The 22,947-nt window shown below is 66.0% G+C and carries 30 protein-coding genes and 1 tRNA gene; 13 read left to right on the top strand and 18 right to left on the bottom strand.

The window, feature by feature from the left end; genetic code table 11:
• Positions 1-44: 44 nt before the first annotated feature.
• Positions 45-950, top strand: coding sequence for a LysR family transcriptional regulator (locus tag FYJ91_RS20170; protein WP_149524133.1), 906 nt, complete (start codon positions 45-47; stop codon positions 948-950).
• Between the two features lie 86 nt (positions 951-1,036).
• On the opposite strand, the gene FYJ91_RS20165 is transcribed toward FYJ91_RS20170, so the two are convergent.
• Complete coding sequence (locus tag FYJ91_RS20165; protein WP_246152777.1) at positions 1,037-2,023, bottom strand: GlxA family transcriptional regulator; 987 nt, start codon at positions 2,021-2,023, stop codon at positions 1,037-1,039.
• A gap of 220 nt (positions 2,024-2,243) precedes the next feature.
• Between FYJ91_RS20165 and FYJ91_RS20160 the strand changes: the two genes are divergently transcribed.
• From FYJ91_RS20160 to FYJ91_RS20150, 3 genes are read left to right on the top strand one after another with little or no spacing between them, the layout of a single operon-like run.
• A complete protein-coding gene (locus FYJ91_RS20160) occupies positions 2,244-3,023 on the top strand; it encodes an SDR family NAD(P)-dependent oxidoreductase (protein ID WP_149524132.1) in 780 nt (259 codons plus the stop codon).
• Positions 3,024-3,054: 31 nt separating this feature from the next.
• Positions 3,055-3,549 carry a hypothetical protein gene (locus FYJ91_RS20155; RefSeq protein WP_149524131.1) on the top strand — a complete coding sequence of 165 codons (495 nt, stop codon included), beginning with the start codon at positions 3,055-3,057 and terminating at the stop codon, positions 3,547-3,549.
• Between the two features lie 23 nt (positions 3,550-3,572).
• On the top strand, positions 3,573-3,998 hold the full coding sequence (locus tag FYJ91_RS20150) for an OsmC family protein (protein ID WP_149524130.1): 426 nt from the start codon (positions 3,573-3,575) through the stop codon (positions 3,996-3,998).
• Here FYJ91_RS20150 and cofC read toward each other — a convergent pair whose 3' ends face one another.
• The 5 genes from cofC to FYJ91_RS20125 all read right to left on the bottom strand — a co-directional run bounded on the left by cofC (position 3,999) and on the right by FYJ91_RS20125 (position 8,374).
• A complete protein-coding gene (cofC, locus tag FYJ91_RS20145; protein WP_149524129.1) occupies positions 3,999-4,532 on the bottom strand; it encodes a 2-phospho-L-lactate guanylyltransferase in 534 nt (177 codons plus the stop codon).
• On the bottom strand, positions 4,529-5,452 hold the full coding sequence (gene cofD, locus FYJ91_RS20140; RefSeq protein ID WP_149524128.1) for a 2-phospho-L-lactate transferase: 924 nt from the start codon (positions 5,450-5,452) through the stop codon (positions 4,529-4,531). Before cofD ends, cofC begins: the two co-directional genes overlap by 4 nt.
• Before the next feature lie 26 nt (positions 5,453-5,478).
• Positions 5,479-6,396, bottom strand: a complete 918-nt coding sequence (locus tag FYJ91_RS20135; RefSeq protein ID WP_149524127.1) for a TIGR03619 family F420-dependent LLM class oxidoreductase — start codon at positions 6,394-6,396, stop codon at positions 5,479-5,481.
• A 100-nt stretch (positions 6,397-6,496) separates the two neighbouring features.
• The gene (locus FYJ91_RS20130) at positions 6,497-7,270 is read right to left on the bottom strand and encodes an enoyl-CoA hydratase-related protein (RefSeq protein WP_149524126.1); all 774 of its coding nucleotides are present in this window, start codon (positions 7,268-7,270) and stop codon (positions 6,497-6,499) included.
• Between the two features lie 54 nt (positions 7,271-7,324).
• Positions 7,325-8,374 carry an aromatic ring-hydroxylating oxygenase subunit alpha gene (locus FYJ91_RS20125; RefSeq protein WP_149524125.1) on the bottom strand — a complete coding sequence of 350 codons (1,050 nt, stop codon included), beginning with the start codon at positions 8,372-8,374 and terminating at the stop codon, positions 7,325-7,327.
• Between the two features lie 110 nt (positions 8,375-8,484).
• Here FYJ91_RS20125 and FYJ91_RS20120 point away from each other — a divergent pair, with 110 nt between their 5' ends.
• The 3 genes from FYJ91_RS20120 to FYJ91_RS20110 all read left to right on the top strand — a co-directional run bounded on the left by FYJ91_RS20120 (position 8,485) and on the right by FYJ91_RS20110 (position 11,457).
• On the top strand, positions 8,485-9,405 hold the full coding sequence (locus FYJ91_RS20120; RefSeq protein ID WP_149524124.1) for a LysR family transcriptional regulator: 921 nt from the start codon (positions 8,485-8,487) through the stop codon (positions 9,403-9,405).
• Between the two features lie 49 nt (positions 9,406-9,454).
• Complete coding sequence (locus tag FYJ91_RS20115; RefSeq protein ID WP_149524123.1) at positions 9,455-10,405, top strand: TIGR03619 family F420-dependent LLM class oxidoreductase; 951 nt, start codon at positions 9,455-9,457, stop codon at positions 10,403-10,405.
• A 77-nt stretch (positions 10,406-10,482) separates the two neighbouring features.
• Positions 10,483-11,457, top strand: coding sequence for an LLM class flavin-dependent oxidoreductase (locus FYJ91_RS20110; RefSeq protein WP_149524122.1), 975 nt, complete (start codon positions 10,483-10,485; stop codon positions 11,455-11,457).
• A gap of 22 nt (positions 11,458-11,479) precedes the next feature.
• Here the strand turns inward: FYJ91_RS20110 and FYJ91_RS20105 are convergent, their stop codons facing one another.
• Both FYJ91_RS20105 and FYJ91_RS20100 read right to left on the bottom strand, forming a co-directional pair.
• Positions 11,480-12,244, bottom strand: coding sequence for an SDR family NAD(P)-dependent oxidoreductase (locus FYJ91_RS20105; RefSeq protein ID WP_149524121.1), 765 nt, complete (start codon positions 12,242-12,244; stop codon positions 11,480-11,482).
• A gap of 109 nt (positions 12,245-12,353) precedes the next feature.
• Positions 12,354-12,430, bottom strand: a tRNA-Arg gene (locus FYJ91_RS20100).
• Positions 12,431-12,552: 122 nt separating this feature from the next.
• Here FYJ91_RS20100 and FYJ91_RS20095 point away from each other — a divergent pair.
• Complete coding sequence (locus tag FYJ91_RS20095; protein ID WP_149524120.1) at positions 12,553-13,038, top strand: hypothetical protein; 486 nt, start codon at positions 12,553-12,555, stop codon at positions 13,036-13,038.
• Here FYJ91_RS20095 and FYJ91_RS20090 read toward each other — a convergent pair.
• The 3 genes from FYJ91_RS20090 to hemB are packed head-to-tail and all read right to left on the bottom strand — an operon-like array spanning position 13,035 to position 15,118.
• A complete protein-coding gene (locus FYJ91_RS20090) occupies positions 13,035-13,583 on the bottom strand; it encodes a gamma carbonic anhydrase family protein (RefSeq protein ID WP_149524119.1) in 549 nt (182 codons plus the stop codon). The genes FYJ91_RS20095 and FYJ91_RS20090 overlap by 4 nt on opposite strands.
• Complete coding sequence (locus FYJ91_RS20085; protein ID WP_149524118.1) at positions 13,580-14,113, bottom strand: GNAT family N-acetyltransferase; 534 nt, start codon at positions 14,111-14,113, stop codon at positions 13,580-13,582. The genes FYJ91_RS20090 and FYJ91_RS20085 overlap by 4 nt, the downstream gene beginning before the upstream one ends.
• A 12-nt stretch (positions 14,114-14,125) precedes the next feature.
• On the bottom strand, positions 14,126-15,118 hold the full coding sequence (hemB, locus tag FYJ91_RS20080; RefSeq protein ID WP_149524117.1) for a porphobilinogen synthase: 993 nt from the start codon (positions 15,116-15,118) through the stop codon (positions 14,126-14,128).
• An 80-nt stretch (positions 15,119-15,198) separates the two neighbouring features.
• Between hemB and FYJ91_RS20075 the strand changes: the two genes are divergently transcribed.
• Genes FYJ91_RS20075 through arsC form a run of 4 tightly spaced genes read left to right on the top strand, consistent with a single transcriptional unit; the run spans position 15,199 to position 17,318 of the window.
• On the top strand, positions 15,199-15,843 hold the full coding sequence (locus FYJ91_RS20075) for a glutathione S-transferase family protein (RefSeq protein ID WP_149524116.1): 645 nt from the start codon (positions 15,199-15,201) through the stop codon (positions 15,841-15,843).
• A gap of 52 nt (positions 15,844-15,895) precedes the next feature.
• Positions 15,896-16,249, top strand: a complete 354-nt coding sequence (locus FYJ91_RS20070) for an ArsR/SmtB family transcription factor (RefSeq protein ID WP_246152775.1) — start codon at positions 15,896-15,898, stop codon at positions 16,247-16,249.
• Positions 16,246-16,911: an MIP/aquaporin family protein gene (locus FYJ91_RS20065; protein ID WP_149524115.1), complete on the top strand. Its 666-nt coding sequence runs from the start codon at positions 16,246-16,248 to the stop codon at positions 16,909-16,911. Before FYJ91_RS20070 ends, FYJ91_RS20065 begins: the two co-directional genes overlap by 4 nt.
• On the top strand, positions 16,908-17,318 hold the full coding sequence (arsC, locus tag FYJ91_RS20060) for an arsenate reductase (glutaredoxin) (RefSeq protein ID WP_149524114.1): 411 nt from the start codon (positions 16,908-16,910) through the stop codon (positions 17,316-17,318). Before FYJ91_RS20065 ends, arsC begins: the two co-directional genes overlap by 4 nt.
• Before the next feature lie 7 nt (positions 17,319-17,325).
• Here arsC and FYJ91_RS20055 read toward each other — a convergent pair whose 3' ends face one another.
• Both FYJ91_RS20055 and FYJ91_RS20050 read right to left on the bottom strand, forming a co-directional pair.
• Complete coding sequence (locus tag FYJ91_RS20055; RefSeq protein ID WP_149524113.1) at positions 17,326-17,676, bottom strand: hypothetical protein; 351 nt, start codon at positions 17,674-17,676, stop codon at positions 17,326-17,328.
• A gap of 122 nt (positions 17,677-17,798) precedes the next feature.
• The gene (locus tag FYJ91_RS20050; RefSeq protein ID WP_149524112.1) at positions 17,799-19,064 is read right to left on the bottom strand and encodes a Rieske 2Fe-2S domain-containing protein; all 1,266 of its coding nucleotides are present in this window, start codon (positions 19,062-19,064) and stop codon (positions 17,799-17,801) included.
• A gap of 164 nt (positions 19,065-19,228) precedes the next feature.
• On the opposite strand from FYJ91_RS20050, the gene FYJ91_RS20045 reads away from it, so the two are divergent.
• Complete coding sequence (locus FYJ91_RS20045; RefSeq protein ID WP_181008609.1) at positions 19,229-19,861, top strand: TetR/AcrR family transcriptional regulator; 633 nt, start codon at positions 19,229-19,231, stop codon at positions 19,859-19,861.
• Here the strand turns inward: FYJ91_RS20045 and FYJ91_RS20040 are convergent.
• The 5 genes from FYJ91_RS20040 to FYJ91_RS20020 are packed head-to-tail and all read right to left on the bottom strand — an operon-like array spanning position 19,858 to position 22,909.
• Positions 19,858-20,478, bottom strand: coding sequence for a nuclear transport factor 2 family protein (locus tag FYJ91_RS20040; protein ID WP_149524110.1), 621 nt, complete (start codon positions 20,476-20,478; stop codon positions 19,858-19,860). The genes FYJ91_RS20045 and FYJ91_RS20040 overlap by 4 nt on opposite strands.
• 10 nt (positions 20,479-20,488) lie before the next feature.
• On the bottom strand, positions 20,489-21,244 hold the full coding sequence (locus FYJ91_RS20035; protein WP_149524109.1) for an SDR family NAD(P)-dependent oxidoreductase: 756 nt from the start codon (positions 21,242-21,244) through the stop codon (positions 20,489-20,491).
• Between the two features lie 21 nt (positions 21,245-21,265).
• Positions 21,266-21,913 carry a heme exporter protein CcmB gene (locus tag FYJ91_RS20030; protein ID WP_149524108.1) on the bottom strand — a complete coding sequence of 216 codons (648 nt, stop codon included), beginning with the start codon at positions 21,911-21,913 and terminating at the stop codon, positions 21,266-21,268.
• Positions 21,910-22,509 carry a heme ABC exporter ATP-binding protein CcmA gene (ccmA, locus tag FYJ91_RS20025; protein ID WP_149524164.1) on the bottom strand — a complete coding sequence of 200 codons (600 nt, stop codon included), beginning with the start codon at positions 22,507-22,509 and terminating at the stop codon, positions 21,910-21,912. The genes FYJ91_RS20030 and ccmA overlap by 4 nt, the downstream gene beginning before the upstream one ends.
• The gene (locus FYJ91_RS20020; RefSeq protein WP_149524107.1) at positions 22,505-22,909 is read right to left on the bottom strand and encodes a metallopeptidase family protein; all 405 of its coding nucleotides are present in this window, start codon (positions 22,907-22,909) and stop codon (positions 22,505-22,507) included. The genes ccmA and FYJ91_RS20020 overlap by 5 nt, the downstream gene beginning before the upstream one ends.
• Between the last annotated feature and the right edge of the window lie 38 nt (positions 22,910-22,947).

The following is a 22,947-nucleotide window of genomic DNA, read 5'->3' as shown; positions in this document are numbered from 1 at the left end:
CATCAATTCTCGACAGAAGCATGAAACCAATTCATGCCTGATGCATGGATCGGCCCAACCTGCCCCTCAACGCGCTGCGCGCCTTCGAAGCATCGGCACGGCACCTGAACTTCACCCGCGCCGCGCTGGAACTGTGCGTGAGCCAGGGGGCGGTAAGCCATCAGGTCGCGGCGCTCGAACGACGGCTGGGGACGCGGCTGTTCCGCCGCCTGCCGCGCGGCCTGGCGCTGACCGACGAGGGGCGCGCGCTGGTGCCGGTGCTGGCCGACGCGTTCGACCGGATCGGCGCGACGCTCGATCGCTATGCGGGCGGGCATCTGACCGAGGTGCTGACGGTAGGCGTGGTGGGGACTTTCGCGGTCGGCTGGCTGCTGCCTCGGCTTGACGATTTCGCGGCCAGGCATCCGCACGTCGACCTGCGCGTGCTGACCAACAACAACCGGGTCGATCTGGCGGGTGAGGGGCTCGACCTCGCGATCCGCTTCGGCGACGGGGCGTGGCATGGGACGCAGGCCGATCCGATCCTTGACGCGCCGCTCAGCCCGCTCTGCTCGCCCGCCATCGCAGCGCGGCTCGACCGGCCCGAGGCGCTGGGCGGCGAGATGTTGCTGCGATCCTATCGCGCCGACGAATGGCCGCGCTGGTTCGCCGCCGCCCGCCTGCCCTGCCCTCCCTTGCGCGGGCCATTGTTCGACAGTTCGGTGCTGATGGTCGCCGCCGCGGCGCAGGGGCAGGGCGTCGCGCTCGCCCCGCCGGCTCTGTTCGCGGCCGAACTGGCGGCAGGGCGGATCGTCCAGCCGTTCGACATCACCGTCACGACCGGCCGATACTGGCTCACCCGCCTCCATTCGCGCGCCGAGACCGCAGCGATGCGCGCGTTCCGGGAGTGGGTGGCTGATCAATCCTCCCCCGGAGGGGGAGGGGGACCGCCAAAGGCGGTGGAGGGGTAGTCGCCACAATTACGGACCTTCGCTGCCGGGCAATACCCCTCCACCAGCTTCGCTGGTCCCCCTCCCCCTCCGGGGGAGGATCAAGGTCAGGCCGCCTCCTCCATCGGCGCGGCGAATTTCTGGCGATAGTCGCCGGGGGACAGGCCGATCATGCGGTGGAACAGTTTGCGGAAGGCGGCGGCGTCTTCATAGCCGACGCCCCACGCGATCTGTTCGACCGAGCGCTTCGTGAATTCGAGCAGCTCGCGCGCCTTGCCGATGCGCAGATGCTGGACATATTCGATCGGCTTGAGGCCCGTCGCAGCCTTGAAGCGGCGCAGGAAGGTGCGTTCCTCCAGATGCGCCTCGCGCGCCATGTCGGCGACGCTGACCGCCCGCGCCTCTCGTGCCTGCAGCCAGTGCTGGACCTTCAATATCGCCTCGTCACCGTGCGTCAGCTTCGGCGCGAACGGGGCGTAATGGCGCTGCTCGCGTGAACCCGGATCGAGCAGCAGGAACTTCGCGGTTTCCATCATCAAGGTCTGGCCGAGAAAGCGTTCGACGATGCGCAGGCCCAGATCGGTCCACGCCATCAACCCGCCCGCGGTGAGGATGTCGCCATCGTCGATCACCATCCGATCAATTTCGAGACGCACGCCCGGAAAGCGATCGCGGAAGGCATCGGCGAAATACCAGTGAGTCGTGGCCGGACGCCCTTCGAGCAGCCGGGTCTCCGCCAGCAGGAAGGCGCCGGCACAGGTCGACGCCAGCAAGGCACCCTGAGCGTGATGATCCCGCAGGAAGCGGGCAAAAGGCGCGGCATCCTCAGCGGAGATCAGATTGTGCATGCTGCCCGGAGCAATCAACATGTCGGGGACGGCCCGGCGTTTCACATCCGGGTGGCTGTCGAACGATCGTTCGACCGTGCCGTCGCGCAATTGCCAGTGGCTAACCCGCAACGGTGCCCGATCACGCGCGACGGCAAATCGGCCGGCGACGTCGAGCATCTCGGTCAGGCCGTGGACCATGCCGAGCTGACAATCGGGATAGATGATGATGCCGACTTCGGCCGTCAGCTCGCCCTTATCCACCACCGCGCAGCTCCTTTGTCGGAAATGACCCGCCTAATGTCGTATCCGCCAATCCCGAGCGATCCGCAACCGACCTATTCCTCTGATCACGGAGAGCGACGACGGCCTGGCAATCACACTCAGGTATAGGTGCAACGTCGCCCTCCTTTGATTTCATAAGGGATCGACAGGGAACGCGGACGAAACGATCATCCGCCCTGTCCTCCGAAACGGGAGACTCGACATGAGCAAGGGAACTGCCCTCGTCACCGGCGCATCGATCGGTATCGGCGCCACTTATGCGGACCGGCTCGCGCGCCGGGGCCACGACCTGATCCTCGTCGCGCGCAACGCCGCGAAGCTGGAGCAACTGGCCGAAACGCTGCGCCGCGACACCGGCGTCAAGGTCGAGATCATCGCCGCCGATCTGGGCAAGGCCGAAGACCTTGCGAAGGTCGAGGCGCGGTTGCGCGACGATGCCGCGATCACGACCCTGGTCAACAATGCGGGGATCGCCGGCGAGACCGCCTTCGTCGAAGCCGATCTGTCGCACCTCCAGCAGATGATCGACCTGAACGTCACCGCCGTCACCCGGCTGTCGGCCGCGATCGCCCCGCGTCTCGCCAAGGCAGGCAACGGCACGATCATCAACATCACGTCGGTCACCGCGCTGATGCCCGAGGCGTTCACCGCGGTCTATCCGGCGACCAAGGCATTCGTGCTCGCCTTCAGTGAAGGGCTGAATGCCGAACTGGCGCCGAAGGGTGTGCGCGTCCAGGCGGTATTGCCCGGCATCACCCGCACCGCGATCTGGGACGAGGCACAGCTCGCCAATCTGCCCGCGCACATGATCATGGAGGTCGACGACATGGTCGACGCCGCGATCGGAGGGCTGGATCTGGGCGAGACGATCACGATCCCGTCGCTGCCCGACACGGCCGATCTCGACACCTACCTGACGGCGCGCGGTGCGCTCCGCCCCAACCTGTCCCGCAACCAGCCGGCCGCACGCTACGCCGCGTGATGCCCGCATCGATGATGAAAGGAGACACGTCATGATCCTCGGACTTTCGGTGCAGGCCTTCGTCGCGCTGCACGTCGCCATCAGCCTGATCGGGATTGCCGCGGGGCTGATCGCCCTCCCCGCCATGATCGCCGGGCGGTACATGAAGATCACCACGGCGATCTTCCTCGCCTTTACCGCACTGACCAGCCTGACCGGCTTCCTGTTCCCCTTTGCGGGCTTCACGCCGGCGCTCGGTTTCGGGGTGATCTCGACGATCGACCTGATCATCGCCGCGGTCGCGCTCTACGTCGTCAAACTGCAAGGCATGGCGCGCATCACCTACACCGTGACGGCGGTGATCGCGCTCTACCTGAACCTGTTCGTGCTGGTGGTGCAGTCCTTCCTGAAGGTGCCCGCGCTCAACGCACTTGCGCCCACCGGCACTGAACCGCCGTTTGCCGTCGCGCAAGGCGTGGTCCTGATCGCGAATGTCGCGTTGGGATATCTGATCGCAACCCGTTTCCGTCCCGCCGCGTTGGCGTAACCGTCTGAAAAAGGAGATTTCCAATGAAGATCAATCGCAAGGGCAGTGCCCATTGGGAAGGTGGCCTGAAGGATGGCCGCGGCGCAATCAGCACCGACAGCAAGGCAATCGACGCACATCCTTATGGCTTTGCCAGCCGTTTCGAAGGCGTGGCGGGCACCAACCCGGAAGAATTGCTGGGCGCGGCGCATGCCGGCTGCTTCACGATGGCGCTGTCGCTCGCGCTCGAACAGGCGGGCTTCAAGGCCGACGCGATGGATACCGTCGCGACGGTGACGCTGGAGGATGTCGACGGCTTCTCGATCACCGCGATCAAGCTCGACCTGACGGCCACAATCCCCGGCATCGACAACGCCAAATTCCAGGAGATCGCGGCCGGCGCCAAGGCGGGTTGCCCGGTGTCGAAGCTGTTCAAGGCACCGATCACGCTCGACGCCAAACTCGCCTAACTACCCGATCAGATCCTCGATCCGATCGACATCGTGCATCAGCCCGGGGCTCTCGACGATGAGAGTTCCGGGTTTCGCGCGATGGGCGGCAAAGCTGTTTTCCCCGAATGCGAAGGTGAAAGCGGCGCCGGCGGGCAATGCGATTGCATTCGTCCCGACATGGTGGCGATCGGGGACGATCGCAGCGACGTCGACAGCGTCCGCCAACAACGTCTCGACATCATGGACCGTCAGCCGCGGCAGATCGGCGTGGAGGACGAGCAGATCGCAATCCAGATGCGCGCGAGCACCCTCCAGCTCGGCATTGAGGCCGCGTCCTTCGTCGGCGATCCAGCCGTCGAAGCCGTCTTCGGGCGGTTCGGGTGACAGCAGGATTGCCCGCGCGACCGACGGACTGGCCTTCAGCACTTCGGCGACGTGAGCGAGCATGTCGTCGGTCAGCGCCTCACGCTCGGCCGGCGAGAGATGGGGAGCCAGGCGGGTCTTGCGGTCGGCTGGCGCCTTGATCGGGACCAGAGCGGTCCAACCGATCATTTGAGGCTTTCGGCGAGGGCGAGCGCGGCGCGGGCGACGCGGATGCGGTCGTCAAGATCGTGCATCAGTGTGTCGGCGCGCGCGACCACGACACCGCCGATATCCTCGGGCGGATCGCGTTCGTCGACCAGCAGGCCATCGAGGATGTCGCCATAATGGGCGGCGACCGCCGAGGCGCTGACCATCAGGCCAAGTTCGCCCATCAGCTTGGCGGTCGGCCCCTTCACCGCCGCGCCGCCGACGATCGGCGACACCGCGACGACGGGTGCCTTGGTCTCCGCCAGCGCCGCGCGGATCGCGGGGACGGCAAGGATCGGATCGACGCTGAGGAAGGGATTGGAGGGCGCGATGACGATCGCGCTCGCGCCCATGATCGCGTCGACCACACCGGGCGCAGGCTTTGCGGCATCCGCGCCGTCGAAACGGATCGCCGAAGTCGCGGGGGCGCAGCGCAGGCGGACGAAATAGTCCTGGAAATCGAGCAGGCCCGCGTCGGTTTCCAGCCGGGTCGCGACCGCATCGTCGGTCATCGGCAGGACGGAAAGGCCGATATCCCACTTCGCGGCGAAATCCGCGATGATCGCCGATAGCGGCTCGCCTGCCGCCAGCCGCGCGCTGCGCAGGACATGGAGCGCGAGATCGCCATCGCCCAGATTGAACCAGTCGGGCGCGCTGAGCGACCGCAGCGCCGCCATGAAGTTCCAGCTTTCCCCCGCGCGACCCCAGCCGAGTTCGGTGTTGGACTTGCCCGACAACGTATAGAGCAGCGTGTCGATATCGGGTGAGATGGCGAGGCCGAAATGGCGGAAGTCATCGCCCGTGTTGACGATCGCGGTCAGATCGGCGGCGGAGACGAGCTGCGCGAGCCCCAGCACCAATTTGGCGCCGCCGACCCCACCCGTGAGGACGACGACGCTCATTCAATCCCACCCGACTTCGACACAATTCATCCTTCGAACTTGGCGATCACCTCTTCGCCATAGCGGCGGATGAAGTCTTCCGCATCCTCCGGCGTGTCGCCCATCCCGCCGACGGTGAGCCCGGTGACGCCGATCGCCTGATATTCCTTCAGCAGATCGACCTGCTCGTCCCAGGGGATGTTGGGCATGACGAGGCCGGAGGAGATCACGATGTCGATCGGATCGGTGCGGCCGATCTTCTCCTTATGCTCGAACATTTCGGGCAGCAGGTTCTTCAGATCTTCGACGCTCTCGAGCGCCGGCACCTTGTGATCGGTATTGCCGCGGCTGCGCTTGAGCGGCATCGGCAGCCAGCCCTGCGCGAACTCGGCGACGCGACGGCGGGTGAGCTTGGCGTTGCCGCCCAGCCAGATCGGCGGGTGCGGGCGCTGGATCGCGGTCGGCTGGATCACGACGCCGCGCGCAGTGAAACCCGCCCCGTCATAGTCGACGGGTTCGCCGGTCGATGCCTTGCGGAACACCTCCAGCGATTCGACGAACAGTTCGTTGCGCTTGTCGAAGTCGATCCCCATCGCCTCGAATTCGCCCTGCATATAGCCGATGCCCGCGCCCAGGATCAGGCGGCCGTCGCTGAACATGTCGAGCGTGTTGACCATCTTGGTCAGCTGGAACGGATTGTAGAACGGGATCACCGCCAGATAGGTGAGCAGGCGCAGTTTCGGCGCGACGGCGGCGGCCGATGCCAGGCCGATGAATGGATCGAAGCAATGATGCCCGCCCGGCCCCTGCAGCCACGGCATGACGGGGGCGGGATGTTGATCGAGGCCGACGCCGTAAAAGCCCGCTTGCTCCGCCGCGATCGCGAGCCGGTTGCACACCTTGCCCGACATCAGCGCCTCGTTGACCGGCACGCCGCGCCCGGGGAACAGGTAGAAGAATTTCATGGCCGCCTCTCCTTTTCAGATGCGCCTTCATCGACCACCGCGCGGACGCTGTAGCGCTCCTTTTTGCGATGGATGCGCCGTCCGCGATCGCTTCAGGCGATCAGCGCCCCTTCCACTTCGGTGCGCGCTTCTCGGCGAAGGCGCGCGGGCCTTCGCGCATATCCTCCGAGGTGAAGAGCGCCTTTACGGCGGGCCATTGCGACTGCTGCTTCAGCGCGTCTTCGAGCGGCAACTCCATCCCGCGCACGACCACCTCCTTCGCCGCACGGACCGCCATCGGCGAGCAGCGCAGGATATCGGCCGCGAAGGCACGCGCGGCCTCCAGCACGTCGCCCTCGACAACCTGGTAAACGAAACCAAGGCGATGCCCCTCCGCCGCGCTGACAGGCTTGCCGGTCAGCATCATCGGCATCGCCGCCTTGACCCCGATCGTGCGCGGCAAGCGCAGGAGGCCGCCCGCGAGCGCCGCGACCCCGACGACCGGCTCGGGCAGGCCGAACTGGGCATTGGCCGACGCGATGATCACGTCACAGGCGAGCGCAGTTTCGAAACCGCCGCCCATCGCGACGCCGTTGACCGCAGCGATGATCGGCTTGGTGCAGTCGAACCGGTGGGTGAGCCCGGCAAAGCCGCTCTTGGGAAGCGCGCCCATGCCCTTGCTGACCTCTTTCAGGTCCATGCCTGCGGAGAAAGCCTTGTCGCCCGCGCCGGTGACGATCGCGACCCATTGATCGGGATCGGCGGCGAAATCGTCAAAGATCGCGTCGAGTTCGCGATGCGCGGCGGAATTGAGCGCGTTGCGGCTTTCGGGCCGGTTCAGCGTGACGATCGTCAGCGGCCCTTCGCGCGTGACGGTGACGAACTCATAGGCCATTGCCGATCCCCTCTCAGTTTATGAGGGGCCATCAAGGGGATCGGGCGGATCGGGTCAAGCGGTGAAGAAGCGGCTGAGCCCCATGTCCTTGAGGCCGCGACGATAGGCCATCGAGCTCATGTCGGCCGGGATGTGCGCCTCCATCATCGGATCGAGCGGCAGGCATTCGGGCATCTGCGCTTCGACGATCGCCTTGTCCTCCTCAAACACGCGCTGGTTGAAGTCGTACACCTCCTGCACCGGCCGATCGGTGTCGAAGTTGCGGCCGATCGGCGCGAACAGGCGCGTGACTTTCGCGGAAACCGGCGACGCGGCGTTCATGATCACCAGCCGGTCCTTGCCCGGAAAATGGATCGTCAGCGTCGCTGTGAAAGGCAGGAAACATTCGAAGTGGCGCAGCCAATCGAAGCCCGGGACGCCTTTCTCCACGCCGATCGGATAATTGCCGACCGAGCTCCAATAATCGGCATAGAAGCCGTCCTCGGTCTTGATCGCCTTGTACGCCGGCACCTCAGCATTGTTCGCGTCGCCGAAGGTCGCGGTGTGGACGAAGGCAAAGTGCGCGACGTCGAGGAAACCCTCCATCTGTCGCCCCGCGAAACCGTGGATGTCGATCCATGGGCAGGTGATCTGCTGAAATCCTTCGTCGTCCCAATGCGGCATCGGGCAGATGACCGGATCGGCGCCGGCTTCGGGGCGCAGGCAGGTCCAGACGAGGCCGTAGCGCTCGACCGCCGGATAGGTGGTGACGCGCATCCGATCGGGCGCCGCGCGATCGGGGCTGGCGGGGATATGGTTGCAGCGGCCGTCGGCGCCGAAGCGCAGGCCGTGATAAGCGCAGACGACGCCCGCTTCGGTCTGCGTGCCCAGGCTGAGCGGCACACCACGATGCGGGCAGATATCGCCCGCGACCACGATCTTCCCATTGGCGCGATAGACGACCAGAGGCTCGTCGAGCAGCTTGGTGCCGACCGGCTTGTCGCCCAGTTCGCGGACCAGCGCGACCGGATACCAATGCTTCGCCAGGATCGCCCAGTCATCGGGATCGAAGGTCGATCCGCGCGGGACATAATCGGGGACGGGCGGGCGAAGCTGGGTGGCCATGATGGACTCGTTTGCGACGTTGTTTTGATGCGTCGCAGCATCACCCGCTTGACACGCGCGATCAAACGCAATGATTTTGACGAGGTGTTGCAAAAAAGAGAGCAGGTCCGATGCCAGCCTTCTCGCGCTTCCTGCGCTACTTCATGGTGGTGGGCCGCACCGGATCGATCCGGCGTGCGGCGGAGATCCTGAACGTCTCGGCTTCGGCGATCGACCGGCAGATCCTGCAGGCGGAGGCCGAACTGGGTGCGCGGCTGTTCGAACGGCTGCCGACCGGCCTCAGGCTGACCGCGGCGGGCGAGCAGATGATGGCGGCGGGCGGGCGCTGGCAGAAGGGGCTGGAGGATGTCCGCGCCTCAATCGACGACCTGACGGGTCTGCGGCGCGGCCATGTAGACATCGCCCTGATCGACGCGCTGGCGCGCGGGACGATCCCCCGCATCGTCCGCGCGATCCGCGACGAGCATCCGGGCATCACGATCGGCCTCAGCGTCCTCGACAATGCCAATGTCCAGGGCGCGATCGAGAGCGGTGCGGCCGACTTCGGCCTGTTGCTCGAACCCCGCAGCGGCCGCAACCTCGTAGTCCGCGCGCATGCCGATGTCGTGCTGGGCTTCGTCACGCGGCCCGATCATCGTCTGGCCAAAGGTGGTCCGACCCGTTTCGCAGCCTGCGTCGGCGAACCCGTCGTCGTGCCCGCCGAACCGCTCGCCTTATGCCAACAGGTGCAGGCGCTGGAGGTTGCGAGCGGGGTGCCCATCGAGATCGCGGCGCGCGCCGACAATATCCAGATGCTCAAGTCACTGGTCGTCGAGGGCGTCGGCATCGGCCTGCTCACCTCGCTCGACGTGGCGAGCGAGGTCGCGGCGGGCGAACTCGCCTTCGTGCCGATTGTCGACGCGACCGTGCGCCCGCTGACTTTGGGCCTGTGCGTGGTACCCGCGCGATCGCTGTCGCACGCCGCCAATCTGGTGCTGACGCGGATCGAAGCCGATTTCGGCACTATCGGAAGCGGCGAAAGTGCTCGGTGACGTGATCGATCACCGCCGATAGCTTCTCCTGAAAGACAGGAGAGCATTGATGATCGAACGCGCGGTTCCGCAACTCACGCTGGGCCTCAACAGCTATTCGGCCGAGGATCCGGGCGGCTGGGAGCATATGTTCGCCCGCGCCCGCGCCGCCGATCGCGCCGGGATCGACAGTTTGATGGTGTCCGATCACGTCGTGTTCGGCGAAAATCTGGACGAATATGCCAAGCCCGAAGTCGGCGGCGCCAAGGGCGGCAAGCAGCCCACCGGGCCGGACGGACACTGGCTCGAGCCGCTGACCACCCTGTCGGTGGTCGCGGGGATGACGAAGCGCATCCGTCTGCGCACCCAGATATTGCTCGCCGCGCTGCGCCGTCCGGTGACGCTGGCCAAGGCGGCCGCGACGCTCGACGTGCTGTCGGGCGGGCGGCTCGATCTGGGCGTCGGCGTCGGCTGGCAGCGCGAGGAATATGAGGCAGCGGGCCTCACCTTCGACACACGCGGCCGCCTGCTCGATCACAGCCTGGAGGTATGCCAGACGTTGTGGCGCAATCAGCGCGCCAGCTATTCGGCGCCCGAACTCGGCTTCGACGCGATCCACCAGATGCCCAAGCCGCTCCAGCCAGGCGGCGTGCCCTTCTGGATCGCGGGCACCCTGCGATCCTCGACAATCCGCCGCGTCGCGCACTATGGATCGGGCTGGATCCCCTGGGGTGCGGACGCCGCCAACCTGCTCGATTCGGTCCCGCGCCTGAAGGACGGCGTCGCCGCGGCGGGCGGCAATCCGGATGGGCTACAGATCGTCGGCTATATGCCGCGCGAGGCGAAGGGCGACGACGGCAGCATCGATCCGCGCCGCGCCGCCGATCAGATCAAGGCACTGATGGAAGTCGGCGTCACCGACTTCGTCCTGCACATGGATGTGCCGAACGACGAGGCCGCGGCGGAAGATCTGCTGAGCGGCATTGTCACCAAATTCCGCGAGACGGTTGGGCGCAGCTGACGTCCGTTACAGGTTGACGCGGAAGGGCGAACGAGGCTCATTCCCGGGCGAAAATTAAAAAGCTCCGGGGAGATTCGATGTTCACCTTCCGCTTCGACATGCGCGCGCCAAGCTTCGGCGCGCCTGCGCGCGACCTCTATACGGCCGCGATCGAGATGACCGAGTGGGCGGAGGACAAGGGCCTGCTCGCTGCCTTACTGTGCGAGCATCATGGTGCGGAGGACGGCTATCTCCCCGCCCCGCTGATCCTCGCCTCCGCGATCGCTGCGCGCACCAAGAAGGTGCCGCTGTCGATCGCGATCATTCAGTTGCCCTTCTACGATCCCGTGCGGCTGGCCGAGGAGATGAGCGTCATCGACATCATCAGCGGTGGTCGCGTCTCCTATGTCGGCGGCCTCGGTTATCTGCCGGCCGAATATGAGATGATGGGCGAGGATTTCAAAAGCCGCGGCAAGATCGCCGACGAAAAGCTCTCGCTGCTGCTCAAGGCCAAGACCGGCGAGCCGTTCGAACATGAAGGACGCCGCATCCACGTCACTCCGCCCCCCTTCACTCCCGGCGGCCCGCGCATGGGCTGGGGCGGCGGCAGTCCCCCCGCCGCGCGCCGCGCGGGCAAGCACGGCCTCGACTTCATGGCGCAGAAGGAGGACGCCGCGCTGGGCGAACTTTACGCCGAAACCTGCCGCGCCAACGGACATACCCCCGGCGCCTGTTTCCTGCCCCCGCGCGACATGCCCACCACCACCTTCGTCGCCGAGGATGTCGACAAGGCCTGGGAGGAACTGGGCGACTTTCTGATGCACGACGTGCTGAGCTACGCGAAGTGGAACGAGGGCAATGACGACGTCAGCAGCCTGTCCTTCGTGAGCAGCGTCGCCGAACTGCGCGCCGAAAAGCGCAGCCACCGCATCATGTCAGTCGACGAGGCGGTCGGCTGGGTGAAGGGTGGCATGCCGCTGTCGCTTCACCCGCTGATCGGCGGCCTGCCGCCCGAACTCGGCTGGAAATATCTGCGCATCGTCACCGACAAGGTGCTGCCGCAGCTTAGCTAGGGGACAGCGCCGGCGGCGCGCATCACATATGCGTGCCGCCGTCGATGCGGATCTCGGTGCCGGTAACGAAGGCGCCGTCGTCCGACGCCAGCATCGCCACGACCCCGGCGATCACCTCCGGCCCGGCAAAGCCAGCGCCAATCGCGGGGAGCAGCTTCATGAACATCGTCATGTCCGCATCCTCGGGGATGCCGGGATTGCGGGTCATGCCCGATTCGATGCTGCCGGGGGCAACCGCGACGGCGCGCAGGCCCTGTTTGGCATATTCGGCGGCGATGGCATGCGTGAAGGACTGGATACCACCCTTCGTCGCGGCATAAGCGGCCATATAGGGATGCGCGAAGCTGGCCGAGGTCGAGCTGAAATTGACGACGACCCCGCGGCCCGAACGCAGCAAGGCGGGCAGGCAGTCGCGCGTCATCAGGAAGGTGCTGGTCAGGTTCGTCTTGAGGATATGATTCCACAGGTCCAGCGAAGTCGCGTGCGTGTGGCTCGACCGTAATATGCCGGCGGCGTTCACCAGAACGTCGAGCGACGTATCGCCAAGACCGGCATCCGCGATCAGGGCGGCGATCGGCGCCTCCTCCGAAACATCGACGGTGAAGGTTCGAAGCCGGCCGGCATACCCCGCTTCGGCCGCGCGCTGGCGCGTCGCCTCCAGTCCTTCGGCGCTGATATCGACCGCGATCACCTGCGCATCTTCGGCCAGCACGCGCGCCACGATCGCCTGGCCGATGCCCGAGCCCGCGCCGGTAACAAGCACGACGCGCCCGTCAAATCTGGTCATGGTCAAATCCTCTCCATCACGATCTCTGCGGATCATGGGCAAAGAGGACGCAGCGAACCCGCCACCTCGCAAGGGGTGTTACACGCTGTTCCAGTAATGTGGAGGAAAATGGCGCGCCCGGAACGATTCGAACGTCCGACCCTCAGATTCGTAGTCTGATGCTCTATCCAGCTGAGCTACGGGCGCGCATTTTTCGACGAGGGTTCCATCTGGTGTCAGACCGATCCGCCGTGGGGGGCGTCTCTAGGGGCGGAGATCGAACAACGCAAGCCCGTTGCGGAGAAAATCTGCGCGACTAAGACAGGCGCATGATCTTGCTTCGCCAATCCGCCCCGATCTTCGCCGTGCTGATGCTGGCGGGATGCGCCTCCGACATGAGCGCTTATCCCTCGCTCGCGCCGCGCAAGGTCGAGAAAAGCGCCGAACCAGCGCCCGCAGAACCGGCCCCGCCGATGCCGCCCGCCGGGTCAACCGATGTGAGTGCGATCGTGACGGCTGCGAAGGCGGCCGATGCCGCGTTCAATGCGGAGGTCGCCAAGGCGCGGCCGACGATCGAAAAGGGCCGCAACGCGGCGCAAGGCGGCGACGCCTGGGTCGCGGCGCAGCAGGCCTATAGCGGGGTCGAATCGGCGCGCGGTGGTGTCGGCTCCGCGCTGGCCGATCTCGATCGGTTGCATCAGGAGGCGGTCGCCACGGGCGATCCCGCCCGTCTGGCCGGGGTCGAGGCCGCGATCGCAGAGGTCCAGGCGATCGACGGCGCCGAACAGGCAACCCTGGCGTCGCTTCAGCCCTAGTCGTTCGCCTCCGCCGCGATCGCCGCGGCATGGAGTCGTGCTTTGTCGACATAGGAAGCGGATCCGCGTGGATTGCGGACGATCTCCTCGTCGCTGAGCTTGCGCAGGAATTTGGCGGGGCGACCGGCCCACAATTCGCCCGAGGGTATGCGCTTGCCGGGCGTCAGCATCGCCCCGGCGGCGAGCATTGCGTCCGATTCGATCACGCAGCCATCCATCACGATCGATCCAAGGCCGACAAAGGCGCGATCGTGGATGTCGCAGCCGTGGATCATTGCGAGATGGCCGATCAGCACGTCGTTGCCGATCGTGGTCGGGTGGGTGCCGCTGGTCACGTGGACGACGGTGCCGTCCTGAATATTCGTGCCGCGCCCGATGCGGATCGGCTGATCGTCGCCACGCACGACGACGTTATACCAGAGACTTGAATCGGCGCCGATCTCGACATCACCGATCACATGCGCGCCCGGCGCGACGAAGGCGGTGGGATCGATCCTGGGCACCTGATCGCCCAGCGCGAGGATCGTGTGGGGGGCGACAGTCATGACGGGCGGTCCTTCGAATAGACGATATGGGCCTTGAGCCGTTCGGCGAGGCCGGGCAGCGGATGATCGAAATCGAACTCGGCACGGCGGACCATGCCCAGCCGCTCCATCAACCCCCAACTGCGGCTGTTGGCCACCACCGTCATCGCCCACACCGTATTGCCGGGAAGATGCACGAAGGCCCAGTCGAGGCTCGCCTGCGCCGCTTCGCGCGCATAGCCATGCCCCCAATGATCAGCGGCGAGACGCCAGCCGATCTCGGCACGGCCCTCCAGCGGCGTATCGATCGCGCCGGGCTTCACCCCACAAAAGCCGAGGAACGCACCATCCTCGCGCCGCTCGATCGCCCAGAAACCATGGCCTAGCGTGTCGATGAAGCCATTCTGCCGATCGATCATCGCATCGACCGCATCGCGCGGCTGGGGATCGCCGAGATATTCCATGACGCGCGCGTCCTGGCACATCGCGTGGAACGGCGCGCGATCGGCGTCGGTCCAGCGGCGCAGCAACAGGCGTTCAGTGGAGATCATGCGCCGTCTCGATCACGCGCCCATAAGGCGCGCGGCGTGGAGCGCGTGATAGGTGAGGACGCCCGAAGCGCCCGCGCGCTTGAACGACATCAGCGTTTCCATGACCATCGCATCGCGATCGGCAGCGCCGGCAGCGATCGCATGCTCGATCATCGCGTACTCGCCGGACACCTGGTACGCGAAGACGGGCACCTCGAACCGCTCCTTCACGAGCCGGACGATGTCGAGGTAGGGCAGGCCGGGCTTCACCATCACGCTGTCGGCGCCCTCGGCGAGATCGAGCGCGACTTCGCGCAGCGCCTCTTCGGCGTTGGAGGGGCTCATCTGATAGCCCTTCTTGTCGCCCTTCAGCAGCCCGCGCGTATCGACCGCGTCGCGGAACGGGCCGTAGAAGGCCGACGCATATTTGGCGGCATAGGCCATGATCTGCACGTCGACCTTGCCCGCGCCCTCCAGCGCCGCACGGATCGCGCCGACGCGGCCGTCCATCATGTCGGACGGGGCAACGATGTCGCTCCCCGCCTCGGCCTGCACCAGCGCCTGGGCGACCAGCAATTCGCTGGTAACGTCGTTCAGGACGTGCCCGCTTTCGTCAATGATCCCGTCATGGCCGTGCGAGGTATAAGGATCGAGCGCGACATCGGTGAGCAGGCCGATATCGGGCACCTTGTCCTTGATCGCGCGGATCGCGCGGCACATCAGATTGTCGGGATTGAACGCCTCGGCCGCATCCTCGGTGCGCTTGTCGCGCGGCGTGTTGGGGAAGAGCGCGAGGCACGGAATACCCGCCGCCTTAGCCTCGGCCGCCCGCTCCGCGATCTTGGCGACCGGCCAGCGCGATACGCCCGGCAGCGACGCGATCGGTTCGACATCGTCATTGTTCGAAATGAACAACGGCCAGATCAGGTCGGCCGGGGTCAGCACCGTTTCGGCATAGAGCGCGCGGCTCCAGGCGTGGCGGCGGGGGCGGCGCAGACGAAGCGCGGGGAAAGCTGCGTGGGTCATGCGGCTGTCTTTAGGGCGTGCGCGAAAGATTGGGTAGGGTCGCGCGACAAGCGGCGCGAGTCGACAAAAGGGAGAGGCACATGCTGACGGTCCATCATCTGGGACTTTCGCAGTCGGAACGGATCGTGTGGCTGTGCGAGGAACTCGAACTCGACTACGAGTTCAAACGCTACGAGCGGATCGGCGGCAAGGGCTATGCCCCACCCGAGTACAAGGCGCTGCACCCGATGGGGATCGCGCCGGTCATAAGCGACGGCGCGCTGATGCTCGGTGAAAGCGGCGCAATCTGCGACTATATCTGCGGGCGCTACGGCGACGGGCGGCTGACGCCGGGGCCGAACCATCCCGACTTCGCCGATCATCTGTTCTGGTTCCACTGGTGTAATGGCACCTTCATGGCGACCCTGATGGGCGGCAGCGTGATCCAGTTGGCCGGCACCGACATATCGGCCAGCCCCGGCGCCGCCTTCATCGCCGATCGGACGGCCCGTGCATGGGACATGATCGAGGCGCGGTTGGGCGAAGCCCCTTTCTTCGGCGGCCGCGTCCTGACCACCGCCGACATCATGATGGTCTATGGCCTTACCACCAGTCGCGCGATGCGGGGCACGTCGATCGACGCCTTCCCCAACGTGCGCCGCTACCTTTCCGACATAGGCACCCGCCCCGCCTATCGACGCGCGATGGCGAAGGCGGAGCCTGCAATGGAGCCGGTCCTCACCTGACGCCCCTTGTCGAATCGATATTTCCGGAATAATCGAAATATAGATTCGGAGAATGGGATTCGACATGCAATTGCCGGATGCGGTGGATAGTCTTTCGGCGCTCGCACATGCCAGCCGCCTCGCGGTCTATCGCCTGCTCGTGCGAGCGGGATCGGACGGGATGCCGGCCGGGGAGATCGCTCGACGGATCGACGTACTGCCCAACACCCTGTCGAACCATCTGACGATCCTGGACCGTGCCGGGCTGGTGCAGTCGCGGCGCGACGGGCGGTCGATCATCTATTCGGCAGACTATGATCGTATGCGCGACCTGCTCGGTTTCCTGATCGCCGACTGTTGCGGCGGGCGGCCAGAAATCTGCGCGCCTTTCGTGGGGATCGCCGAAGAGGTCGGCTGCTGCGCATGACGCTGCCCCGCCGGATCGGCGCCGAGTTCGTCGGCACCGCGATGTTGCTCGCGATCGTCGTGGGATCGGGGATCATGGGCGAGCGGCTGGCCGACGGGAACGACGCGATCGCGCTGCTCGGCAACACGATCGCCACCGGTGCCGGGCTGATCGTCCTGATCTGGATGTTCGGGCCGGTTTCAGGCGCGCACTTCAATCCGGCGGTGACGCTGGCGCGACTGTGGCGGCGCGAGACCGATGCGACCGCTGCCGCGGCCTATATCGGTGCGCAATTGGCGGGAGCGATTGTCGGTGTGTGGATCGCGCACATGATGTTTGCCGAGCCGATCCTGCAAATCGCAGCCAAGGCGCGCGATGGAATGGCGCAGGGCTTCGCCGAATGCGTCGCCACCTTCGGGTTGATCGGCACGATCTTCGCGGTCGAACGCCATCGCCCCGATGCCACGCCGATCGCCGTCGGGCTCTACATTGTCGCGGCCTATTGGTTCACCGCATCGACCAGCTTCGCCAACCCGGCGGTGACGATCGCGCGCAGCCTGTCCGACAGTTTCGCCGGGATCGCGCCGCATTCGGTGCCGATGTTCGTTGCCGGGCAGATCAGCGGCACGATCGCCGCGATCCTGTTCTTCGCCTGGTTGCTGCGCGAGGAAGCCGCCGCATGACCGAACCCTTCCCCATCACCATCTACCACAATCCGGATTGCGGCACCTCGCGCAACGCGCTCGCGATGATCGAGGCGGCGGGCTATCATCCGCGCGTGATCGACTATCGGGCGATCGGCTGGACGCGTCCGTTGCTCGAAGCACTGCTCAACGCGCTGCATACCACGCCGCGCAGCCTTCTGCGCGACAAGGGGACGCCTGCGGCCGAACTGGGCCTGCTCGACGCTGCTGCCTCCGACGAAGCGATCCTGACGGCGATGCTGCAGCACCCGATCCTGGTGAACCGCCCGATCGTGGTGACGCCCAGAGGCACGAAGCTCTGCCGTCCGTCCGAAGCGGTGCTCGACCTGCTCGATCGCAGGCCCGCCACCTTCACCAAGGAAGATGGCGCGGTAGTGCCCCTATAGTTCGCGATCAGCGCAAAGGGGTGCGCACCGTGCTGCCGAGACCGGTCGACCGGCCCGGGGTCGCGAAGGGCCGCTTCTCGCGATCATCCTGCACCGCAAAACCGCTCGATCGACCGACGATGTCCTGCGTCATCGGAACGCCGCGCGACGCGAGCTGGAGGGGGGTGCGGACCTGCGTGGTCGTGACGACCTTGTTGCCGTAGAGCTTGCGGATCGCCACGGCCGCATCCGCCGATTGCAGCACGAGCCGGGTGCAACCGCCGGGCAAGGTCTCGATCGAGCTGATGCCCGCGCCATGCTTGACGCAGGCCTGCTGCACATCATCCTGAGGCGCGTCGATGTTGATGGCTCGCGACATGCACGACTCCCACTTTGTAAGCGGGAGCGCGATGTCTCTCAGCCGTCGGTGCTTACAGCAGATTACCGACGATGGCGCCGCTTAGCACATATGCCGGTTTCGGCCTACGCATTTCGGGGCGATCAGCCGGCCGAGCGGTAGAAGTCCACCGCCACATCGCGGTCGTTGCCCGGCGCGATGACATAATGTTCGGGGATAACGTCGCGGAAATCCATGCCCTCTCCAGCGCCCGGCGTGCCTTTGCCCTCCTCCATCGCCGCCAGTGCGTCGAGCAGCAGCTTGTGGGTGCGCACGATGGCGAGATCGGCGGATGAGAGATGATCGAGAGTGCGGTCGACGATCGTGCCCATGCTGGCCTGCGTCACCATATCCTCCTGGATCAGATTGCGTGTGAAGCCGCTGAAATGGCCCTCGCGCATCGCTTGGCGATCCTGCCCGAAATTGTGGTCGCGATCGCCGGTGAAGCGGCCGAAATCATGCTTGTCGAACGGCAAGGTGCCCAGCATGTCGCGCAGCGCCACCGGCACGTCGCCGTCCATGGGGATATCGGTGCCGGGCGAACACATGCCCCAGATCAGATTGTGGTGATGATCGTCGATCGGCGTGACGATGAACAGGATGCCCGCCGCATTCTCGCCGCCCGGCAGGAAGCTGACATAAGGCATCAGATATTGGGTTGTGCGCACATAGACGCTGCCGTCCTGCAGATGCCGATGCGCCTCGGCCGCGAGGCCGTGAGGCTTGTCGCGGACGTAATAACGCGGGGCGAGCGCCGCCAGGCTGTAGCCGTTCGCCTGTGAGCCCTTGGCGCGCTCGATCTTCATATAGCTTTCGTGGAGCGTGCCGATATGCGCGCTGTCGATCGTCGCTTCGACACCCTGCAGCCAGTTGCAATGCGCTTTGGTGATCGTCATCCACACCTGGCTGTCGGGCAGCACGGTGAAGGCCAGTTCGGGGAACGCCGGCGCTTCGCCCTCGCCCAGCCAGGCCCAGACGATGCCGCCCCCCTCATGCAGCGGATATCTGTTTACCTTCACGGTCGCGGCGAAGGCTTCGGGATTCTGCGCCTGGGTGGGCACGTCGATCACCTTGCCCGTGACGTCGATCTTCCAGCCGTGGAAGATGCATTGGAGCGCACAATCCGCGTTGCGGGCGAGAACGAGCGAGACGCCGCGATGCGGGCAGCGTTCGTCGAACATGCCGATCCGGCCGTCGGTGGCGCGGAACGCGACATAATCCTTGCCGAGCAAGCGGACGCGCAGCGGATCACCATCGGGCTCGATCTGCGACGACAGAAACGCCGGGATCCAGTAGCGCCGCATCAGCCTGCCCATCGGGGCATCGCCTTCGACCCGGGTCAGCCGCTCGTTCTGCTCCTTGGTGATCATCGTGTCTCTCCAGCCGTTATCGGGCAGAAGAGTCCGCCCATTCGGCCGATGCGGCAAAGGCTTTTATGGACGCACCGTCCGAAACCGCCGCCCCTTCGGAAAGCGCGAGGGTGCGCTTGGAGCACCATGGCGGCGGGCCTATTCCCATGCGGGGAGACATTGGGATGGCCGACGGAGAGCGGATGTCGAGGCGGCGGCACGGACCCGACGTCATCCAGCGCATCCTGGAAGCGGCGCTGGCCGAGTTCTGCGCGAACGGCTTCGTCGGCGCGCATATCGAATCGATCGCGCGCGGCGCCGACGTGACCAAGCAGCTCGTCTATTATTATTTCGAGAGCAAGGCGGCGCTCTACGAAGCCGTGATGCAGTTTGCGATCGCGGAGGGCTTCGCCGACATCTTGGAGACCAACTTTGCGCGCCTGCCCCCACGCGAGGCGGCGCGGACCTTCTTCGAGCAGTGCTTCGACTTCTACGCGCGTACGCCCGCGCTGATCACGCTGGCGCTCGATTACAACCTGCACGGCGAAAGCCGACGCGACCTGCCCCGCGTGCGGCGCGAGGTTTACGGCGTCTATGAAGCGATCATGCGCCGCGCGATCGACGACGGCCTGATTCCCGCCGACACCGACATCGCCACCTCGTTCAAATTCGCGCTGATGGTGGTGGTCGGCAGCTTTATCGGCGGAGACAAGCCCTTTGGCTATGGCGAGCCCGAACAGGATCCGGTCGAACGCGCGCAGGCACAGCGCGGCAAGGTGATCGCCGCCGTGCTCGCGATCCTCGGACTCAAAAGCTAGCGCACCCGGATCTTCGGCGCTGTCGCCCCGCGCGACATCGTGTCGAGGAAGCCCTCCAACGGCGCGGGTTCGGCGACCGGTGATCCATCGTCGCCCGCGCGCGCCCAGAACTCTTTCCAGCTCGGGAAATAATCGTGATAGCCGCCGGCATAGGCGTCCTGATCGGGCCAGCGCATCTTGTTGTCGCCGATCGGCGGCTTGTTGAGATCGGTGGCGTACCAGTAGAGCGGCAGGCGGCGGCGAAAATACCAGCGGCCGTCGATCCGATCATATTTGTCGACATACATCATCTGCATGATGACCCACTCGTCGCCGGTCTCATGCTCGTTCTTCGAATAGACGACGCCCTTGGCATGATCGGGATCGTCAAACTCGATGATATGCCCGCCGATATGGTGTGATGTGCCGGTAAACTGGAGCCGCATCGTGTCGTCGAACCAGGCGCGCATCGCCGCGCGGCCGACCTGTCCGGCGCCGACCTTCACGTCCTCGGGGAACAGGCCGACCCAGGCATTCGCGTCGCGCATGTCGAGCGCGAGGCTGTATTTGGCGGCGAGCTGGCGGATCGCGTCGATCGATTCGAGCCGGTCGATCCGGGCGAGCAATTCTTCGGACATCTCTTCCTCCTTATCCGCCCGTACGCAGGCCCGCGCCGCCATCGACCGTCCAGCACTGGCCGGTGATCCAGCTCGCGTCGTCGCTCGCGAGGTAATGGACCGCCTTGGCGATATCGAACGGCTTGCCGGTGCGGGCGAGCGGGATCTTCGACGCGGACGATGCCGCAAAGCCGTCGCGCGCGAAGGCGTGGGCCATGCCGTCAGTCTCGGTCGTGCCGGGGCGCACCGCGTTGAAGCGGATACCACGGGGCGACAATTCGATCGCCGCGCTGCGCGTGAAATGGTCGAGCCCCGCCTTAACCGTGCAATAGCTGACGAGGTTCGGAAGCGGCGTCACGGCGGCGGCCGAGGAGATGAACACGAAACTGCTGCCCGCCCGCATCAACGGCGTGGCCTGCTTTACCAGCAGGAAGGCGCTGCCGACGTTGAGCGCATAGTCGGACAGGAACGTGTCATAGGGCATGTCGAGGATCGCGCCGAAGCCCGATCCGCCGCCGACCGTGCCGACCACGATGTCGAGCCCGCCGCCATGCGCGATCGCGGCGTCGATCGCAGCCTGCACATCGGCCTCCGACGTCGCATCGCCCGCGATCGTGGCGATCTTCGCGCCCGCAACCTTGGACGAGAGCAGGTCGCGGGCTGCGTCGAGCTTGGCGACGTCATTGTCGGCCAAAGTGACCGCCGCGCCATCCGCCAGCAGCAGTTCGGCGATCGCCTTGCCGAAGCCGCCCCCTCCGCCGGTCACCAGCGCCGACTTGCCCTGCATCGCCCTCTCCTTCTTGTCGTTCTACTCCCGTGCCGCGCGCAGTGCCGCGCCTGCACCGAAGGGTGCGACCGCGAGTAGCAGGAGACAGGTGGCGGCGAGGAGCTTGATCGCGCCCATTCCGTCACCACCGAAACTGCCCGCCCCGAAGATAAGCAGCGGCACCGCTAGCGGGAGCATCAGCAGCCCCGCGAGCGCCCCTGCCCCGCGCAGGCCGAGGGTCAGCGCACTCGTCAGCAGGCCAAGCGCCGCCAGCGCGGGCGTGCCGATCGCGAGGCCGGCCTCGAGCTTGATAAGGGTCGCGCCGTCGATACGCAGCAGCGCGGCGGCGGGGAGTGCTGCGATCATCAGCGGCGGGCCGAAGCCGAGCCAGTGCGCGACGATCTTGGCGGCCGCCACGCCCTCATCCGACAACCCGCGCACGCAATATTGATCAAGCACCCCGCTCTCGGCATCGGGCGCGAGCAGGCGATCGACGGGCAATAGCGCGGCGAGCAAGGCCGCCATCCACAAGGCCCCGCCGCCGATCTTGGCGAGCAGCACGCCGTCCGGCCCGACCGCGAAGGGAAAGAGCGTCGCGACCAGCAGAAAGAAGACGACCGGCAGCACTGCGCCGCCGCCCGAATAATGCGCGCGCAGATCGCGCAGGACGATCGCGGTCCAGGCGCTCATGCGACAGGCGACTCATTGTGGGGTTTCAGGGCTATCGGCATCGCATCGTCGAGGCCCAGCGGCTGGTGGGTCGCGGCAAGGATGATGCCGCCTGCCTTGCGATGATCGGCCATCGCCTGTGCGAGCCGATCGAGCGAGGCGGTGTCGAGGCCGTTTCCGGGTTCGTCGAGCAGCCACACCGGCGCGTTGCCCGCGATCACCCGCGCCAACACCGCGCGCTTGCGCTGCCCGGTCGAGAGCATGCGGACGGGCACAGGCGCGAGATTGGCGATCCCCATCGCATCGAGCGCGCGGGCGACATCGCTCTCCCCCGCCCCGTCGAGCTTCGCCCAGAAACCGAGCGCATCGCCCAGCGGCAGACGCGCGTCGAGCGCCGCCGTCTCGGCTGCCAGCGCGATCCGGCCGCTGCGCTCGACCGTGCCAACCGCGGGCGGGAGCAGGCCAGCGGCGATGCGTAGCAGGCTCGACTTGCCGACGCCGTTGGGGCCGGTGAGCAGGGCCGCCTGCCCCGCACTCAGCACAAAGCTCAGCCCCTCGAACAGGAGGCGGTCGCCGCGCAGGCAGGACACCTTGTCGAAGGCCAGCCGCGCCTCAATCAACCGCGAGTTCCTCCAGCGCGTGCATGTCGGCATCGCTCAGGCCGAAATGGTGGCCGATTTCGTGGATCACGACATGCGCGACGAGCGCCTCGATGCTCACCCCGGTTTCGACCCATTCGTCGAGGATCGCGCGGCGATAAAGGTGGATCATGTCCGGCAGCGTGCCCGACAGGTCGATCGACTTCTCCCCGATCGGGCGGCCGGTGTAGAGGCCGGTCAGTTCGAAGGGATTCTCGATCCCCATTTCGGCGAGGGTCTCGTCATCGGCGAAATCCTCGATCCGCAGCACAACATCGCCGATATGCGCTGCGAATTCGGCGGGCAGTTTCGCGATGGTCGCACGGGCAATCGCTTCCAGCCGGTCGGCATCGGGCGCAAATGTTTGACCTTCGCTCATCGTCCGCGACATAGAGTGCGCGAAACGAACATGCCAGC

Source organism: Sphingomonas montanisoli, from assembly GCF_008274695.1.
Classification (GTDB): Bacteria; Pseudomonadota; Alphaproteobacteria; order Sphingomonadales; family Sphingomonadaceae; genus Rhizorhabdus; species Rhizorhabdus montanisoli.
This window is presented reverse-complemented; position numbering and strand designations above follow the sequence as displayed.